Below are 17,381 nucleotides of genomic sequence, written 5' to 3'. Positions count from 1 at the left end.
ACATGCGCTCATTATTTACCTTGCACGAAGGCAGTGATCAACGGCTCTGGAGCGTCGGTTTTTTTCGTTTCGTGCCTATCATTTGTGTGTTGTTGATCCTGACGGAGATCGCTCTTATTTCTTGGCGGGTGTTGCCCATGGTTTACGGCCAAACAGCGGTTCCGCTTCACTACAATATTCATTTTGGCGTAGACACCATCGGCGAATGGTGGAGAATTTATACTGTGCCAACGATTGGATTGGTTATGCTGTTACTCAATATGGGACTGATTCGTTATTTCATGAAGGGCGAGCGGGCACTTTCATATATGGCGGCCGGAGCCACTTTGTTTATAGAATCGATTCTCTTTGTGGCTACCATCTTCATTATCCTCTTGAACATCTCGTATGGTTGATCCCTTCGCGATTGGCAAAATACTCCTCCTCTCTACTTTAGCTTTTGTCGTGGCTATAGCCTGGACGCCGGCTTTAACGCACTTTTTGTATAAGTACCGCTTAGGCAAAAGTATTCGGAGCGCGGTGAAGGCGCCCATGTTTGCGGAGCTGCACAAAAAGAAAGCTGGCGTGCCCACTATGGGCGGAACTCTCATGTGGGGTACGGCGCTGTTTTTGGCCTTATTTTTTGCCTTGATCGCCGGGTTATTTCCCAGCAGCCCTCTTGCTCCGTTAAGTTTTCTGACGCGCTCACAGACTTGGCTCCCGCTCGCCGTGCTCGTGGCCGCTGGTTTGGTGGGTATAGTCGACGACCTATTTAATATCTTGAAGATCGGTCCTGACGGTGGCGGAATTCGTTTCCGCGAGCGAATAGTCCTCTACACTATTATTGCGGCTATCGGCGCGTGGTGGTTTTATTTTAAACTTGGTTTTGACGCGCTCCACATTCCTTTTGCCGGCGATATTTCCATTGGACCTTGGTACATTCTCCTTTTTATCCTCGTCATTGTCGCTACTTCGTTCTCCGTTAATCAGACTGATGGGCTTGACGGACTGGCTGGTGGAACGCTCGCCTCGGCCTTTGCCGCCTACGCCATTATTGCTTTGCTCGAGGGTAAATTTGAACTGGCCGCCCTGTGCGGAGTCATTGTTGGCGCGACGCTTGCCTTCCTCTGGTTCAACATCTATCCGGCGCGTTTTATTATGGGGGATACAGGGGCAATGAGTCTTGGGGTCACGCTCGGAGTGGTGGCGATGCTGACAAACACGGTAGCCCTTTTGCCGATCATCGGTATCGTGTTTGTAGTCGAAGCGCTCACCACCTTGATTCAGATCGCCTCGAAGAAACTCGTCAAAATGAAACTTTTGCAGAAGAAAGTATTTTTGATCGCGCCTATTCATCATCACTTTGAGGCCAAGGGCTGGCCAGAGCCAAAAGTGGTCATGCGCTTTTGGGTAATTTCGTGGATCGGCGCCGGAATTGGCCTGATCCTTGCCCTTCTTGATCCAAGTTTCTTTTCTTAGCTATGTCGGACCGAACACTCTTGGTCCTGCTTTCCGGTCTCGTGCTCTTCGGCCTGGCGATGTTGGCATCTGCGTCCTGGCCGCTTGGCTTTGATAAGTTTCACGACGGCTACTATTTTTTGAAGCACCAGGTGATCTTCGGTCTCATTCCGGGTGTCATTGGCGCTGTTATCGCTTCCCGGATTCCGTACTCGTTTTACCGAGATTATGCGTTTCTCATGTTGCTCGTTTCGATTGGTCTTCTTGTCTTGGTGTTCGTTCCCGGATTGCAGGCTGACTTTGGTTCATCTAAGAGTTGGATTACACTTGGCAGTTTTTCCATTCAGCCGTCTGAGATCGTTAAACTTACTTTCTTGATCTACCTTGCGGCATGGATGGAGAAACGATCAAAGGACGATTTGCACAACATAAATACCGGACTGATTCCGTTCATGACCATCCTTGGCATTGTGATGGGCCTCTTAATTCTCGAGCCCGATACCGGATCAATGGCCATTATTGTTGCGATGTCGCTGGCCGTTTATTTTGTGGCGGGGGCGCCGCTCAGATATTTTTTTATCTTTGGCGGACTTGGCGCCGGTTTATTTTGGCTTTTGATAAGGTTTTCACCCTATCGAGCCGCCCGGTTCATGACCTTCCTGCATCCAGAGCTCGACCCGCAGGGGGTTGGCTATCATATTAACCAAGCCTTGCTCGCCATTGGTTCCGGTGGAATCTTTGGCCGAGGCTACGGGCATAGTGTGCAGAAGTTTCAGTATTTGCCAGAAGTAGAAGGCGACAGCATTTTTGCCGTGGCCGGTGAGGAACTGGGCTTTATTCTTATCTTGGCTTTTCTGGTCCTCTACGTCGCCTTTCTTTGGCGAGGCCTGACGATCGCTGATAAGGCGCCTGATGCTTTTGGCCGATACCTCGCTGTCGGGATTGTGGCCTGGATCGGTATTCAAGCGTTCGTGAATATTGGCGCCATGGTTGGCGTTCTGCCCATCACCGGTGTACCGCTCCCGTTTGTCAGCTACGGCGGAACGTCACTTGCGGTATGCTTAACGGCAGCGGGGATACTCCTGAATATTTCGAAGGAGATGAAAGAGGTATGAAAACCGTTTTATTCACCGGTGGAGGTACGCTTGGTCCGGTCACTCCGCTTTTGTCAGCGGCGCGGCTTTTGCGTGACAGAAATCCGGAGGTGAAAATTGTTTGGATCGGTACGCCGGAGGGACCCGAGCGAGAACTGGTCGAGCGTGACGGCTACGAGTTTAGAGTGCTCTCGGCGCCCAAGTTGGACCGTACTAGACTTTGGACGCTGCCGTTTATTATTCCGCAATTTATTGTGAGTTCGATCAAGGCATACTCGATGCTCCAGGATATCGAGCCGTTGACTGTTGTAAGCGCGGGCGCCTACGTGAGTGTGCCTGTCGCATTCATGGCGAAGGTTCTTGGAATCCCCGTGGTAATCGAGCAGCTTGATGTGACGCCGGGCATTGCCAACAAACTGATGGCAAAAATTGCGAAAAAGATTTTCGTCACTTGGCCAGAAAATCTTTCAGTCTTTCCAAAAGGGAAGACCGAGGTGGCTGGTGGGTCCGTTAGGAAGTCCATGTTGCTCGGCGAAGCGCATCTGGCTCGCGAAAGATTTGGGCTTCATCGGCCATTGCCAACAGTCCTTATTATTGGCGGCGGTACTGGCGCGGCTAGCATGAACGACATGTTTGTGACCATTGGTCCTGAGCTCGTGAAATCCGCGAATGTTATTCACTTAACGGGGAAGGGCAAGATGCTGCCAGCTCTGGAAAAGATCGGCGACGGTTATAAAGCCGTTGAGTTTTTGGGCGAGTCGCTGGCTGATGCGTATGCACTTGCGGATGTCGTCGTCGCCCGTGCGGGCATGGGAACCATCATGGAAGTAGCTGCACTCAAGAAACCGACCATCTTGATTCCAATCGCTGGTTCGCATCAAGAACAAAACGCGCAGGCTGTCGAATCTCGCGGCGCCTGTTTCGTCTTGTCTCCAGGCGCAACTCCGCAAAACCTTCTTCAAGTAATCCAAAAACTTTCGCACGATGACCTGAAGCGAGCGGATCTGTCGGAAGCTGCAGGAAAGTTGTTCGCGTTTGAACTCGACGAAAAACTTGTGTCGGCGGTAGAGTGTATCCATGACCTGGGAAATGCCGGACAAACATTGGGTTAAACTTTTGTCGCCGACCGTCTTTTTCGGCCTCATTGCTTTCGTTCTTCTTTTTAAATTTTTCACCGGCGGCGAACCAACCTCGGCCTCCTATCGGTCATCCTGCGAAGAGCAGGGCGGGGAGTGGCTATGGAATGCTCAAAAACCTACTTGCGTCTTTCCCGGTGGCAAACTCGTTGTTTTTGAGACACAAGACACACGCCCACCTACGCCCTCTCCCGTTCCTCTCGTCACTCCCTCCGACTACTCGACTGCTCCCGCCACCGATCCCGCTCCCGAGTGCGGCTACGGCGTGCAAGGCGAGTTTGCTGACTATCCCGCCACAGAATTCTACAAAGGCCGCCCGCACCGGCCGGATTTCTCGACATGGCCTGACGCCGCAAGGTATCGCACCGCCATCACCAAAGACGTCGCTCGCGGGGTAAACTTCGCCGGCGCTTACGTGGTGTCTCGCTGGGGCATGCCGTCTGACGACGCTCAGAAACATGAAGGCTTCGCCATTGTAGACGCCCGCACGGGCAGGATCGTGACCTACTGGACAGACACACCGACTGGCATAGATTTTAAACTTTCAAGCCGTTTCTTCCGCATCAGTTTATCGACGGGTCCCTTTGCCGAAATAATTTCCAACGGCAACGAAGTTCAGTGCGGAAGGTACTAAAAAAAGAACCCCGCACGTGGTGCAGGGCCTGACGGGAACTGATGGTTTTAGCGGCGAGTTGAGTATTGGCCCCGTCGCTCAACGATCGTGTGGCCGTGGTTGATGAACGCCTCGGCTCGCTTGCGGGAGATGGAGGGAACGATAGCAAGCAGATGGGGAGCCAGATGATCCGCTACTTGCCACCGGCAACCCACACAGTAACGCCCCGCATCGCTCGACTTCATGTCACCACGTTTTCGCCACGACTGTCGTTGTGGTTTGGCATCGATCTGGTACTTGTGATGGTGGTTGAAGATAGCGGTTGACGTTGGCTCGAGAAGCCACCGTTCGCCGGTGAGCAAGGCCTGAACGTCTTCCACGAACTTGTGATCCCGGAGGATCTGCAGACGCATCGTTTCGGACGTACGGTAAGCGATCTTCCTCTCTTCTGGGGGACTCGAGTGGGTCGGTGGAGGCAGGGCGATGCATTCGCTCGACCTTGTATCGGGAACGATCAACCTTCGTGCGCGATTCTGAGTGAATGGCAAAACATCTGGCATGTAACCTCCATGAAGGAACAGAGAACGATAGCAAAATGTGGTAAGAAAGTAAAGTCCCGACCGGATGTCCGATCGGGATGTTCGAGTTGTCACACGCGGATGATGCCAGCGTCCACGAGCGTCCCCAATGTGTAGGTCTGATCGCGGAGCGGTACGTCGCGGGCGAAACCGTCCTTAAGGAGGTTCCATTGACCTCGTCCCCACAGCAGTCCGAACATGTAGTAGTCCGAGTAAAAGCCGGTTGGGGAGTAGTCAATGAACGCCTTGAACGAGTAGAGACGGCCCTTTCGCCGTTCGTCGATCCAGACCACGCAGCCTGACGCCTTGATGCCGCTCGCAAAGTCCAGGATGCACATGCCCCGATCGAGGAGCCTGCCAGTGGCTTTTAATATTTCTGCCTGCGGGTCGATGTACTTGGTGTCGCCGAACACTTGTCCTTCTTGCACGTACACACCGACCGCCCTCTCGTAGGCCGCGGTTCCGCGACGCCGGATGATGACTTGCTTGCCCATGAAACTCTCCGAACTTGGGTTGACCCGCTACGTCGTTCGTGAACGACGTGGCTCGCTACCGTTTCCGGCTGCGAGCGTTTTTTTTGCCTCCGTACCCAGGTCTGTAGACATTCCCTTGAGAAGTCTGCCACTCAGAAATAAAATCCACATTGGGATTATTATTCCCTAAAGGTGATCGAACTCCTCTACATTGAAAGGAGAATCGACCAGAAATATTAGCAAAAAAGAGGTGTTTTGTCAAAAAAATACCCCGCACTTGGTGCGGGGTTGTCGCGAGATGTTCCTGTCAGCTGGTCGCCGGCTTGGGGAACGTGCAGTTCTGTTTGTTCTTCATGACGAGCGGACTTGTTCCTGTGGCATCGAACACGTGAATGAGCAGGAACAGCCACTCTTTGAGGAACCGACTCAGCCCGGGGGAGTACCACAACGGGATGATCTCCGCCTTCACGCCGTGGGCGCGTCGGAAGGTCACCCAGAACCGCAACGCGTGCTGCCACTGCGTGATGACGGCGATTCGTTCGATCGGCCGTCCCCAGAGTGCAGAGACCACGCCGGAGATGTTCTCGTACGTGTCCCGAGAGTTCGTCTCGGCCACCACCTGGTGCTCCGTGAGTCCGCGCGTGAGGAGCCACTCCTTCATGAGGGTTCCCGACGGTCGCGTCTGCAGCTCCGGCGGTAGGTACACCCCGCCAGCCACGGCGATGACGTCGAACGCTCCCTTTTTCCACTCTTCGAGCCCCGCTTTCAAGCGGATTTCCGTCTCCGTGCCCTCGAGGGTGTCGATGGCCGCCACTTCGCAACTCGGAATGAACAACACTTTTGCCAAGAGTCACCTCCGTGAAAGGAACGGATAATGATAGCAGATTACGAGATAATCCGCAATCCCTGCATGATTGCGTAGTTGCCAAATAGGGGATTTTCGTGTACGATTCCCGCCGTTACAAGCTATGCGCTGGTAGCTCAGTGGTAGAGCACAGGCCTTTTAAGCCTATGGTCGTGGGTTCGATCCCCACCCGGCGCACCAAGAACATCTCCGAGAAATCGGGGATTTTCTTTTTGCCGAGAAAAGAATAGCCCCACGTCTTTCAACGCAGGGCTTCGAGGAGAACCGTGCCGTGGCCGGTGACGAGGTCGAACTGGCCGTTGGCGAGGAGATATTCGTGGAAGTAAACGGATACTCCGGTGACGGGATCTGGCCGCAGTTTCTGGATCGTATCGCCAAAGAAACAGGCCTGTATTTCTTTACAGGGTTTGCACGTTTGCTTGTGCCGCTGTTCTATCGCGTTCCAGTAGACCATGAACGCATGGTCAAAGGCCGAGATGGACGGGATCTCAACTTTTCGACCCTCTTCGCAGGGCGTATTTTTGAGATGATGCCAAATGAAATTGTGAACCAGTCTCCGTGACGCGGTCCGAACCAATTGGCGATGGCTCATGAAACCTCCCGGATAAGCCTATGCCATTTGCCCGCAGGAGGCAATTAGGTGATAAAATGATCCCAATATGACTGAGGGGTTGATTTGGCATCATTTGGGGGCGGGGGAGGTTTTGGCGTCGCTTGGTTCGGGGCGCGAAGGGTTGTCGGAAGCTGAGGCGAAGAAACGGCTGGCGGAGTTGCCGAGGCTTAAGAAACCGCGGGCGACAAGCGCGTTTAAGATTTTGATGAACCAGTTTGTGAGCCCGTTCATGCTCATTCTGGCTGTTGCGGTGGCGTTGAGCGCGTTCTCAAGCGAGTGGCAGGACGCGGTGCTTATTATTTTTATTGTGTTGTTTAATGTTACGCTCGGTTTCTTTCAGGAGTACCGTGCAGACCGGGCGCTCTTTGCACTCGCACAACTGTTGCCGAGAACGGCTGTCGTTCGTCGATCGGGTGTTCTCATGACCGTCGCCGCAGAAGACGTGGTGCCAGGCGATATCATGCACTTAACGAGCGGCGACAAAATTGTGGCGGATGCGCGGGTGCTGTCAGCGAGTAATTGTTTAACAAACGAGGCGCCTTTAACGGGGGAGTCTGAACCGGTCGAGAAATCCAGTCACCACGTCAAATCAGAAGCGTCGATCGTTGAACAGACCTGCATGATGTTTGCTGGAACGGTCGTGGTGGCTGGTAAGGCACAGGTGGTCGTGGTGGCGGTGGGCGAACAGACGGCGTTTGGAAAAATTGCTCAACTTGTTTTCGGTGCAGCCAAGATGGACACGCCGTTGACCGGCGAGCTGAAGCGATTTTCGCGACGGATAACCATTTTTATTGCACTAATTGCGGTAGCTGTATTTATTCTGGGGATTGCTCGGGGCGAACCGATGGTTTCTATGCTGACGCTCGCCGCGGCGCTGGCTGTGGCCGCTGTACCGGAGGGTTTAACCGTAGCGCTAACGGTCATCTTCGTGGCCGCGATGCGCCGTATGGCCAAACGCGGAGCGCTGATGCGTCGCATGGTAGCCGCGGAAACACTTGGCGCTGTGACCGTGATGTGCATGGATAAAACGGGCACGCTGACGACCGGCGAAATGAAGGTTGAGTTGTTTGATGGGGACGACGAGTCGCTGAATGTGCTGTCGGCGCTTTTGAAACTGGAAGACGGCCACTCGTCACCGCTCGAAAAGGCTGGCCAGGCGTATCTCATTGAACGGAACATCGACGTACAAGCCGCCGAGGTGATTCACGAGTTGCCCTTTGATTCAAAACGAAAATTCTCGGCCGTAGTTTCTAAAGCAAATAACGAAGAAACGCTTTGTGTGATGGGCGCTCCGGATATTTTGTTCGAACACCTCGATCTTTACCCTGACGCACTCGAGAAGTTGAAGACCACGCACAAAGAACTCATGTCAAAGGGTTTGCGCGTTTTGTTGCTGGCTAAAAAATCTTGGCATGGCGAAAAGCTAAATGTCGAAGCAGTCCAGGATCTCGAACCGCTTGGCTTTCTGAGTTTACGCGACCCTTTGCGGGTTGAGGCTAAACATGTGGTAGCCAACGCTTTGCTCGCTGGCGTGCGTACGGTCATGGTGACGGGCGATCATGAAGATACGGCGCGCGGAATCGCTGCCGCCCTCGGTCTCTCCATCCACGCCGGGGCTGTGGTGTCGCATGCCGAGCTGGCGACGCTCGACGATCGACAGTTGTTAAAACGAATTAACTCGATTCGCGTCTTTGCCCGAGTTCTGCCTGAAGATAAGGTGCGTATTGTGAAGATCTTCCAGCAGGCTGGCCATGTCGTAGCGATGACTGGTGATGGCGTGAATGACGCGCCGGCGCTGAAGACAGCAGATATCGGGGTAGCGATGGGTAGCGGCACAGACGTGGCCAAGGAAGCGGCTGATATGGTCTTGCTTGATGACAACATCGCCACTCTGCTCTCCGCTATTCGCGAAGGACGGGTGTTGTATGACAACGTGCGTAAAGTTGTAGCCTATCTCATGACCTTCAGTTTGAGCGAGGTGGCCGTGATTGTCTTTGCGCTTGTAGCTAACATTCCGGTGCCGTTCCTACCCATCCACCTGCTCTTCATAAACGTGGTGACTGATGGGTTCCCGGCTATGGCTCTGGCCTTTGAGTCAGCCGAGCCGGGTATCATGCGAGCTGGCGCGAGAAAGAAAGATGAGGCGGTTATCAATTCTAATTTACTGGCCCTCATGGGCGCGATCGGCGCCGTCTCAGTTATTTCGCTCCTCGTGATGGAGGCAGTCTTGTCTGGCTGGCAGATGCCGGTTGAAGTTGTTCGGACCGTTCTCTTCCTGTCGCTCTGTTTGGACGGCGTAATTGCCGTGTTCGTGATTCGTCACTTGCGAGGCTATGCGTTTACGCGTGCTACTGAACGTAACCGAGCATTTCTACCGGCTGTTCTGGCTAGTTTAATCTCAGTCGGTCTAGTTTTGGCCATTCCTAGCCTGCGCGATATTTTTGGCTTGTCGCTTTTGCCAGTTATCGGGTTCGTCGGGCTTTTCCTTGTGCTTCTGGTGAAGCTCGGCCTCTTTGAAAGTCTTAAACACCTAGTTATTCCTGAATCAAGAGGCATCATGTAGAATGTCCGCATTATGGATCTGAGCAAAATCGCTAGTTTCAAGGACGCAATTGTAACGGTTATGGGGTTGGGTCGATACAAGCAGGGCAGCGGGCTTGGGACCGCTAAGTGGCTGATGCGTCATGAGGCGCAGACGGTTATCACGGACTTGAAGGACGAGAAGGAGCTGAAGGAGTCCGTGGACCTGGTCATGGAATGGTTTAATAAATACAAGGAACTCTACCCAGATCGCACCATTTATCAGCCGCTCTTTATTTTGGGCGAGCACAGAAAGGAAGATTTCACCGGCGTCGACTGTGTCGTGCAGAATCCTGGAGTTCCTAGTGAGAGCGAATTTGTGCAGCAAGCCAAAGCACAAAACATTCACATTGAATCCGACGTGAGCTTGTTCTTCCGCTACTACCCGCATGAGATCATCGCGGTTACCGGCACGAAGGGGAAGACTACCACCACGTTGCTCTTGGGCGAGATGGTGAAGACCATGGATCCTGAGACGATTATTGCGGGTAACGTGAAGGTATCGCCACTCGAGTTTCTGGATGATCTACTTGTCTCTGACATTAAGCGACCAGTCGTGCTCGAGCTTTCATCATGGTTGCTAGAGAGTTTGCCGGGAGCCTTCGCCGAGATGAAGAAAGGCCCAGACATCGCGGTGCTCACAAACGTCTTTCCGGATCACTTGAACCGTTACGCGTCTTTCGAAGACTATCAAAAGTCCAAGGAGATTATTTTCGAGTACCAAACTCCCGAGCAGTACACTGTGTTAAATCGCGATCACGATTTAGTGCGTTCGATGGAACCACGCGTAAAGGGCAAACTGTACTGGTTCTCGAAGACTGATGACGGAAAAGCTAACGGCTGTTTCTTGAAGGGCGAGGCTGTTATTTTCCGTAAAGACGGCGTCGAAACTCCCATCTGTGCCTATAAAGACGTCGCACTTCAGGGCGAACACAACCTAGAAAATGTTCTCTCGGCTGCTTGTGCCGCTATGTTGCGCGGGGTTACGGTCGAAGGTGTGGCGAAAGTCCTCAAGGAGTTCAAGGGGGTTCCTGACCGTCAGGAGCTCGTCCGTGAGGTCGACGAGATTATGTACATCAATGACACGGCGGCCACCGCGCCAACTGCGGTTGTTGCTGCGCTAAAAGTTTATGGCAAGGACAAGAAAGCTATTCTCATTGCTGGCGGTGTAGATAAGAAATTGCCGTACGAAGAAATGATCGCTGAGGCTGCTAAGGGCTGTAAGGCTGTCGTTCTGTTCCCTGGCGATGCTTCAGATATCATCGAGAAGGGGCTACTCGGCAAAGTACCGATCGAGCACGCAGCCAATATGAAAGAGGCGGTTCAGAAATCTCGTAAACTTGCGGAAACCGGCGACATCGTTCTTCTGTCTCCAGGCGCAGCTAGCTTTAATATTTTCAAGAACGAATTCGATCGCGGCGAGCAGTTCAGAGAAGAGGTAAGAAATCTGTAGTTAGAAGTAGAAAATAGAAAGTCGGAGGAACTTCGAAACGATCTATGCTGCACCAGCTCAAGAAAATGATTCCTCGACCAGCGCTTCAAGCCTACCACTACGTCCTCGCTAAAACGGCAGAGGCGGTTTATCGGCATCCGTCGGAGAAGCTGATCGTCATCGGTGTAACGGGGACGAACGGGAAGAGCTCGACCGTTAATTTCATCGCCCAGATTTTGACGAATCTCGGTGAGACGGTTGGTTATACATCGACGGCGGGGTTTTCCATTGCTGGAAAAGAAGTTGAGAATAAGATGAAGATGACCATGCCGGGACGGTTTTATTTGCAGAATATTTTGGGCGAGATGGTAAAGGCCAAATGTTCGTACGCCATTATCGAAACGAGTAGCCAGGGACTCGACCAATTTCGACATTTGGGCATCAATTACGATGTCGCAGTGTTTACGAACCTCACCCCAGAGCACATAGAGGCGCATGGCGGTTTTGATAATTACAGAAAGGCGAAAGGGAAATTGTTCGAACATTTGACCGCTCGACGAAAGAAGAGACTAGAGGGGCATGACGTGCCGAAAACGATCGTGGTGAATAGTGATGACGAGCACGCGGCGTATTTCGCAAGTTTTCCGGCTGACAGGCGCGTGTCGTTTAGCTTTGCCGATAAACTGATTCGTGTCGGTGACGTTGCACATCCTGTCGACAAGCTGCCACTGCGAGCCGAGTTTGAACAGAAGAACGCACTCGCGGCAATTGCGACGGTCGAGTCCCTTGGTTTCCCGTTGAAGCGCGTGATGGACGCTGCGAGTTTACTGCGACCACTCGCTGGGCGTTTTGAGAAGATCGATCAAGGTCAGCCGTTTATGGTCATTGTCGATTACGCCTACGAGCCGTATGCGCTTGAGGCGCTGTTCGACGCGGTGAAAGGTTCGCGATTGATTGGCGTTCACGGTTCAGCTGGGGGAGGGAGAGATATTGCTCGACGGCCGATTATTGGCAAGCTTGCTGGTGAGTATGAGGCTGTCGTTATTGTGACCAATGAGGATCCATACGACGAGGATCCGCGTGAAATTATCGAGGCCGTAGCTCGCGGTGCACAAGAAGCGGGGAAGGTTGAGGGAACCGATTTGTTTTTGGTCGACGACCGCAAAGAAGCGATTAAAAAAGCTTTCAGCTTGGCAGAGGCAGGCGACGTAGTGCTTTTGACGGGCAAAGGTTCAGAACCAGTCATGGCGGTGGCTGGAGGCAAAAAAATTGCTTGGGATGACAGAAAAGTAGCGCGTGAGCTATTAGGTGAGATGGGGTATCATAAGAGCGTATGAGCAAGGGAGGCGGCGGAAAAAAAGGTATCTTTCTTTTGGCGACGATGATTGTGGCCGGAATTTTTGTGTTCGGTTTTGGCCGAGAATACCTGCGCGAACGCGAAATTGCTGCGCAGATTGCCTCGCTCGAAGCGGAGAATTACAGGCTTGACGGCAAGAAACTGGAGTTCCTTGATCTCATTGATAAACTCTCGAGCCAATATTACCTCGAAGGACAGGCGCGAACTAAAGAGGGACTTGCCAAGCCTGGCGAAACTCTGTTGGTAGTTGACGCTGGCCAATCCGCGATTCCAGTGACCTCCGGAAAAGTGCTCGGCGCAACGGATTCGCTTGCAGGCGTTAACAATCCTACTCGTTGGTTTTATTATTTCTTTGATCGCACCAAGTTTGAGGACATGAGCAAGCTATGAGGACATTGGTTCGTCTCCTCATGGCGGGTTATTTGGGTCTAAATTTTATTGTTTTTGTTTTTCATCCGTTGTCGGGTCCGTTTCTATCACTGTCGCATTTTGTTTTACCGGCTGGCGTGGTCGGCGGTCGACTTATTTGGTACCCGCGCGTGGCTGCGTTTGCTCAAGTCGCTCGCAACGAGGACGTTTCGATGAAGAAAGGCGAGGCGATTGAACTTGGTCTGCAAGAAACGGTTTACGAAGCTCGAGTGCGGAACATCCTGAAGCAAACGAAGGCTCCGTTTGACCAACGAAACCGCGAAGATCCCGTGGCCGGGGTTGTCGAGCTTTCCAAGGCCGCGAATGCCGCTGTATTTTCGTCGATCGAACTGCAGTCCGACGTGAAGCTGCGGTTGGACGGTTTACGCTCGAGGATCGTGAACGATGGTCTCCCGTTTACGGATGCGGCCATGCGCTATTCGGAAGATTCATCGGCTAGGCTGAACGGCGACTTGGGAAACGTGACTGTCAGCGGATCGCCGGCCTGGATGAGCCCGATTTTTAGTTTGTCCGTTAAAGATGTTTCGGAAACTTTGAACGGTTCGGACGCCTATTGGCTACTGACTAAAGTTTCAGATATTCCTCGTGTTTACGGCATTGCTTTAAAAAAGAAAGAACTCCCAGAAATCATCACCAAATCCGCCAAAAACAACCGCCCGTGGATATTTGTGTGGTAAAAAGAAAAACCATCCCTTGCGGAATGATTTTTCCTGGAGCCGATTCCGAGATTTGAACTCGGGACCTCTGCTTTACGAAAGCATTGCTCTACCAGCTGAGCTAAATCGGCGTATTGGAGCAGGAGACGGGACTCGAACCCGCGACCCTTTGCTTGGGAAGCAAATGTTCTACCACTGAACTACTCCTGCAATCGCGAAGAATACTAGCATAGGCCTATTTATGCGTCTAGCTGCCCCATCCTGCGCAGCTTTGGCCTCTGCTATACTAGTTCTACATGATCACGTTCGAAAACATCTCTAAGGTCTATAAGCCAGATATCCGCGCCTTGGATGGCGTGAGTCTTCATATTCGGTCGGGGGAGTTTGTGTCCGTTGTTGGCGTTTCTGGCAGCGGGAAGTCTACGCTCGCCAAGATTTTGTTTGCCGAAGAACGGCCAACGGCGGGGGTAGTTAAGGTTGGTGATTGGGATATCACAAATATCCACAGGGCAGACGTTCCGGGCCTGCGCCGGCAGATTGGGATGGTTTTTCAGGATTTCAAATTATTACAGCAGAAAACCGCGTACGAGAACGTAGCCTTTGCTTTAGAAGTCGCTGGCGCACCAGGAGCTCGGATTCGCGAGGTAGTTCCGCATGTTTTAAAGATTGTCGGCCTGGGAGAAAAAGGCCACCGCTTCCCGCAGGAACTTTCGGGAGGCGAGCAGCAGCGTGTTTCAATTGCCCGGGCGCTGGTTCACCGGCCAAAGATCATGCTGGCCGATGAGCCGACTGGAAATCTCGACGCTATTACGGCGCAGGAGATTTTATCGCTCTTAAAAAAGATTAATGAGTTCGGCACGACTGTCGTTCTCGTAACTCATGATCGAGACATTGTTAACGCTTTGAATCGTCGAGTGATTAGTATCAACCGGGGCAAGATTGCTGGTGATGCTGCTCACGGTAAATATCACATTGTCTGATATGCGATCCATTCTGCGCACCATTAAATTCGCTTTTCAGAGCATTTTTAGAAACTTTTGGTTGTCCTTTGTGACGACTAGCGTTTTTCTCCTGACACTTATCACCGTGAACGCTGTTGTGTTTATGAACGTAGTGGGTCAGTCCACTATTAGCTCAATAGAGAGCCGGGTTCATGTAGACGTTTATTTGAAAAAAGGCACTAGCCAGGATACTCAGGCGGCCATTCGCGGTTATTTGACCGGGCTGGCTCAGGTCAAGCAAGTCATCGCCGTACCGGCCGATGAAGCATTGATTGATTTCAAGGCCAAGCATGCCGGTGACGCCGATATTCTGGCCGCGCTCGACGAAATCGGCTCTAACCCGCTCGGCGACACTTTAAGGGTAAGCTCTCGGTCGCCGGCTGATATTCCGTTTATTCTTCAAGCGGTTAATACTCCTGAGTTCTCACCGCACATTGAGGAGACCGGCCAGGCTGACTATGAGGATGTAGTGCGGTCTCTGACCGCGCTCAGTGATAAAGTGCGTTACGGTGGACTGATCGTGGCCGGCTTCTTCGCTATGATCGCGCTCCTGATGGTTTTTAACACGGTTCGCGTGGCTATTTATGTGCATCGCGATGAAATAGCCGTCATGCGGCTAGTTGGTGCGCATGATTGGTTTATCCGCGCTCCATTTTTGATAGAGGGGGTTGTTTACTCATTGGTGGCCACGGCGGTAGTCGCCGGTCTGATGTATGGCTTATTGAAAGTTTGGCAGCCAGCCATTAACGCTTTTTTTGCTGGCGTGGATTTAAATCTGTTAGGTTTCTTCTACTCCAAGGGGCCGATCCTCTTTTTGCTCGAGTTCTTGACCTTGTCGTTCTTAAGCATGGCCACGTCTTTCATGGCTATGCGAAAATATTTGAAGATCTAGGGTTGATTTTTCCGGCGCGATAGAGTACGATTTCCCAAGTTTTCAACTACTCGGGGATCGTCTAACGGCAGGACAGTGGCCTTTGAAGCCATGAATCTTGGTTCGATTCCAAGTCCCCGAACCAAAAAATCCAACCGCAAGGTTGGATTTTTTTGTCCTGCACCGGTGTTTTTTTGTTGTACCATACCCATACTATGGTTCACGTAGCGTTCACTGAGGGGGAGGATAAACGTCGAGCTGCCCGGAAGGCAGTGGATGATTTGGGGCATGAGTTTTTGCGAAAACTGAAGGACGCCAGTTATGTTTTTGTGTATGTGGATGTCTCAAGAGACGTACTTGAGAGTTTAAGGGGCACACTCGACGTTCTACGCCTTTATACGAATGCCCCGGTAGTCATTGGTGATGCGCCAGAGAGGGGCGCTATGAAGGCCTTCCAAGCAGCCGGACTTGAGGAGATACCTAACTTATATTCGAACGTGCATTTATTAGATTTAACCAAAGATGAGGTTGTCGAGCAGGATTTTGTGCGAGCTGATGGGGGAGGGCTCCATATACGTCGAGCCAAGACGGCAGTTCAAGCACCGTTTAGAATGGCTCTCGGGAGCGTGGCTGATTGGGGGCTCGGTACTTGGGTAGTCCCGTCACGCGAAACCTCACAGGGCAGAAGCTGGAGCAAGGGGCCATTCATTGAGGCGTTATCACTGCTTGAGCGAGAACGTTTACTGGCCTTTCTTTTCCGCTCATACCCCTGCCACGCTTCATTGCGTGATGGTATTCTGTCTGGGCAAGGTTTTCTAGCCAGTCTGGATCCAGTTGCCGTTGATACGATCATGTCTACTATCGCCGGACAAGATGCCCACGAGATTTCACATCTTGAAGACTTGGCTCAAGATTCTCAGTGGACGAATGAGATTTCTGAGATTGACGTGCCACCGGCTGTTCTGCAAGAATTATTGTCAGGCAACCCATAACCTACCACCTAACACCTTTTCTTATGGACATCTGTATCTTTCCCGGTCGGTTTCAGCCTTTTCATAACGGCCATCTCATGGTGGTCCAGGGCATGATGAAGGCCTGCGGCAACGCGACCATTGTTATTTGCGAAGCCAAAGACCCAAGAAGTGCCGAAGATCCATTTTCACTTGATGAACGCCGCGAGATGATTAGCGCTGCGTTATTGTCGGCTGACATCATGGACGCGACTATTGTGGCGGTGAAAGACACGGAGTCAGATGAGTCATGGGCGCATCACGTTCTTGATGCTGCCGGAAACCCAAGCGACGCAATTGTCTGGAGCGGCGACGAGAATGTGCGTAAAATTTTCGAGAACAAAAAGATCGCCACTAAGAAAATTGTCCCTGTTCCCGGGATTGTGGGCGAGGACATCCGCAAGATGATCGCTTCAAAAAATCACGACTGGCGCAAGAAGGTTCCAGCGGGTGCTATGGATGTTGTCGAAATGGTAATTGCTAAGACCAACGGTTAAAAGAATCCCCGTCTTACTTTTTACGGTAAGCGGGGATACTGGGTACGGGCCCTCTGGGCGTTACGCGCCTACGCTCTCGAGACCTTCCTTGATGCACCGCCTGCGGAAGGCGTCGAGTGCACGGCCGTCGAGGATGGTTTCAGCGTCTTTCTCATTCTCCCGAGGCCAGCTCAGGGCGACGCTTACGAGCGTTTTTTCGAGTACGTCAATGAGTTCACTGAGCTCACGTATGAAGTTCCTGCGCAAGCAAAGGGTGTCGCCGGCAACTGTGATCACTCGGAGCCTGACCATCGATTGGTTAAATGTCGTGGACGACGTCAGGTATTCCTGCAGTCGCTCGAGCGCCACGCCCGCCATGGGGGACTTGAGGAGCACGCTCGCGGTCAGGATGGTCACTTCCACGTAGTCCTTGGGGTTTCCGGTGATCCGGGTCACTTCGTGATCCGTGATGATCGCCGCCCACGCCGGATCCCGCATGAGGTCGCGGAGCGCCTGCAGCCGGGGGTTTGAGTAATGCGGGTCAAAGACTGCGGCGAGCGCATCGGTCATTTCCATGGAGTACCTCCGAGTTGATCCAAAAAACGTGGCCATATTTAGCCATATTTTTTCAGTTTTGTCAAACGAAAACCCCATTAATCCTAGTAATTTACCGAACCCCCGGCAGATGTTGGGTGAGGCTTTAAACCTTGAGCTCATCGCTTGACAATTCTTATTTTTTTCGCTAATATAAGCAGGCCTT

19 protein-coding genes and 4 tRNA genes are annotated in these 17,381 nt (G+C 52.2%); 16 read left to right on the top strand and 7 right to left on the bottom strand.

The features are described 5' to 3' along the window. The first annotated feature begins 2 nt into the window (after positions 1-2). The 5 genes from WC813_02855 to WC813_02835 are packed head-to-tail and all read left to right on the top strand — an operon-like array spanning position 3 to position 4,301. Complete coding sequence (locus WC813_02855; GenBank protein ID MFA5946938.1) at positions 3-395, top strand: hypothetical protein; 393 nt, start codon at positions 3-5, stop codon at positions 393-395. Then, positions 388-1,458, top strand: a complete 1,071-nt coding sequence (gene mraY / locus WC813_02850; protein MFA5946937.1) for a phospho-N-acetylmuramoyl-pentapeptide-transferase — start codon at positions 388-390, stop codon at positions 1,456-1,458. Before WC813_02855 ends, mraY begins: the two co-directional genes overlap by 8 nt. A 2-nt stretch (positions 1,459-1,460) precedes the next feature. Then, positions 1,461-2,552 (top strand): putative lipid II flippase FtsW, encoded by a 1,092-nt coding sequence (gene ftsW / locus WC813_02845; GenBank protein MFA5946936.1) that lies wholly within the window; start codon positions 1,461-1,463, stop codon positions 2,550-2,552. Beyond that, the gene (locus WC813_02840; GenBank protein MFA5946935.1) at positions 2,549-3,643 is read left to right on the top strand and encodes a UDP-N-acetylglucosamine--N-acetylmuramyl-(pentapeptide) pyrophosphoryl-undecaprenol N-acetylglucosamine transferase; all 1,095 of its coding nucleotides are present in this window, start codon (positions 2,549-2,551) and stop codon (positions 3,641-3,643) included. Before ftsW ends, WC813_02840 begins: the two co-directional genes overlap by 4 nt. Then, positions 3,609-4,301 (top strand): hypothetical protein, encoded by a 693-nt coding sequence (locus tag WC813_02835; protein ID MFA5946934.1) that lies wholly within the window; start codon positions 3,609-3,611, stop codon positions 4,299-4,301. The genes WC813_02840 and WC813_02835 overlap by 35 nt, the downstream gene beginning before the upstream one ends. A 47-nt stretch (positions 4,302-4,348) precedes the next feature. Here the strand turns inward: WC813_02835 and WC813_02830 are convergent, their stop codons facing one another. The 3 genes from WC813_02830 to WC813_02820 all read right to left on the bottom strand — a co-directional run bounded on the left by WC813_02830 (position 4,349) and on the right by WC813_02820 (position 6,169). Next, on the bottom strand, positions 4,349-4,693 hold the full coding sequence (locus WC813_02830; GenBank protein ID MFA5946933.1) for a hypothetical protein: 345 nt from the start codon (positions 4,691-4,693) through the stop codon (positions 4,349-4,351). A 236-nt stretch (positions 4,694-4,929) separates the two neighbouring features. Further along, a complete protein-coding gene (locus tag WC813_02825; protein MFA5946932.1) occupies positions 4,930-5,292 on the bottom strand; it encodes a hypothetical protein in 363 nt (120 codons plus the stop codon). 346 nt (positions 5,293-5,638) lie between these two features. Next, complete coding sequence (locus WC813_02820; GenBank protein MFA5946931.1) at positions 5,639-6,169, bottom strand: YdcF family protein; 531 nt, start codon at positions 6,167-6,169, stop codon at positions 5,639-5,641. Positions 6,170-6,301: 132 nt separating this feature from the next. Between WC813_02820 and WC813_02815 the strand changes: the two genes are divergently transcribed. Then, positions 6,302-6,376: transfer RNA gene (locus WC813_02815), tRNA-Lys, on the top strand. 61 nt (positions 6,377-6,437) lie between these two features. On the opposite strand, the gene WC813_02810 is transcribed toward WC813_02815, so the two are convergent. Continuing rightward, positions 6,438-6,788 (bottom strand): hypothetical protein, encoded by a 351-nt coding sequence (locus tag WC813_02810; GenBank protein ID MFA5946930.1) that lies wholly within the window; start codon positions 6,786-6,788, stop codon positions 6,438-6,440. A gap of 67 nt (positions 6,789-6,855) precedes the next feature. Here WC813_02810 and WC813_02805 point away from each other — a divergent pair, with 67 nt between their 5' ends. From WC813_02805 to WC813_02785, 5 genes are read left to right on the top strand one after another with little or no spacing between them, the layout of a single operon-like run. After that, a complete protein-coding gene (locus tag WC813_02805; protein ID MFA5946929.1) occupies positions 6,856-9,372 on the top strand; it encodes a cation-transporting P-type ATPase in 2,517 nt (838 codons plus the stop codon). 12 nt (positions 9,373-9,384) lie between these two features. Beyond that, positions 9,385-10,842, top strand: a complete 1,458-nt coding sequence (gene murD / locus WC813_02800) for a UDP-N-acetylmuramoyl-L-alanine--D-glutamate ligase (protein MFA5946928.1) — start codon at positions 9,385-9,387, stop codon at positions 10,840-10,842. A 44-nt stretch (positions 10,843-10,886) separates the two neighbouring features. Then, the gene (locus WC813_02795; protein MFA5946927.1) at positions 10,887-12,158 is read left to right on the top strand and encodes a UDP-N-acetylmuramoyl-L-alanyl-D-glutamate--2,6-diaminopimelate ligase; all 1,272 of its coding nucleotides are present in this window, start codon (positions 10,887-10,889) and stop codon (positions 12,156-12,158) included. Continuing rightward, positions 12,155-12,568, top strand: coding sequence for a septum formation initiator family protein (locus WC813_02790; GenBank protein MFA5946926.1), 414 nt, complete (start codon positions 12,155-12,157; stop codon positions 12,566-12,568). The genes WC813_02795 and WC813_02790 overlap by 4 nt, the downstream gene beginning before the upstream one ends. Then, the gene (locus WC813_02785) at positions 12,565-13,284 is read left to right on the top strand and encodes a peptidylprolyl isomerase (protein ID MFA5946925.1); all 720 of its coding nucleotides are present in this window, start codon (positions 12,565-12,567) and stop codon (positions 13,282-13,284) included. Before WC813_02790 ends, WC813_02785 begins: the two co-directional genes overlap by 4 nt. Positions 13,285-13,318: 34 nt before the next feature. Here WC813_02785 and WC813_02780 read toward each other — a convergent pair. Together WC813_02780 and WC813_02775 are read right to left on the bottom strand one after the other, a co-directional pair. Further along, positions 13,319-13,394, bottom strand: a tRNA-Thr gene (locus WC813_02780). A 4-nt stretch (positions 13,395-13,398) separates the two neighbouring features. Next, a tRNA-Gly gene (locus WC813_02775) sits at positions 13,399-13,473 on the bottom strand. Positions 13,474-13,559: 86 nt separating this feature from the next. Here WC813_02775 and ftsE point away from each other — a divergent pair. The 5 genes from ftsE to WC813_02750 all read left to right on the top strand — a co-directional run bounded on the left by ftsE (position 13,560) and on the right by WC813_02750 (position 16,642). Further along, complete coding sequence (gene ftsE, locus WC813_02770; GenBank protein MFA5946924.1) at positions 13,560-14,243, top strand: cell division ATP-binding protein FtsE; 684 nt, start codon at positions 13,560-13,562, stop codon at positions 14,241-14,243. Position 14,244: 1 nt separating this feature from the next. Next, a complete protein-coding gene (locus tag WC813_02765; GenBank protein ID MFA5946923.1) occupies positions 14,245-15,156 on the top strand; it encodes a permease-like cell division protein FtsX in 912 nt (303 codons plus the stop codon). A gap of 50 nt (positions 15,157-15,206) precedes the next feature. Then, a tRNA-Gln gene (locus WC813_02760) sits at positions 15,207-15,280 on the top strand. 70 nt (positions 15,281-15,350) lie between these two features. Next, positions 15,351-16,127 carry a hypothetical protein gene (locus WC813_02755; protein MFA5946922.1) on the top strand — a complete coding sequence of 259 codons (777 nt, stop codon included), beginning with the start codon at positions 15,351-15,353 and terminating at the stop codon, positions 16,125-16,127. Between the two features lie 23 nt (positions 16,128-16,150). After that, on the top strand, positions 16,151-16,642 hold the full coding sequence (locus WC813_02750) for an adenylyltransferase/cytidyltransferase family protein (protein ID MFA5946921.1): 492 nt from the start codon (positions 16,151-16,153) through the stop codon (positions 16,640-16,642). Between the two features lie 60 nt (positions 16,643-16,702). Here the strand turns inward: WC813_02750 and WC813_02745 are convergent, their stop codons facing one another. After that, on the bottom strand, positions 16,703-17,233 hold the full coding sequence (locus tag WC813_02745) for a hypothetical protein (protein ID MFA5946920.1): 531 nt from the start codon (positions 17,231-17,233) through the stop codon (positions 16,703-16,705). Positions 17,234-17,381: the final 148 nt, after the last annotated feature.

It is taken from the genome of Patescibacteria group bacterium (assembly GCA_041659765.1).
GTDB lineage: Bacteria > Patescibacteriota > Patescibacteriia > UBA9934 > UBA9934 > JAGORL01.
The sequence above is the reverse complement of the archived record's forward strand: the minus strand, read 5'-3'. Positions and strand labels throughout refer to the sequence as shown.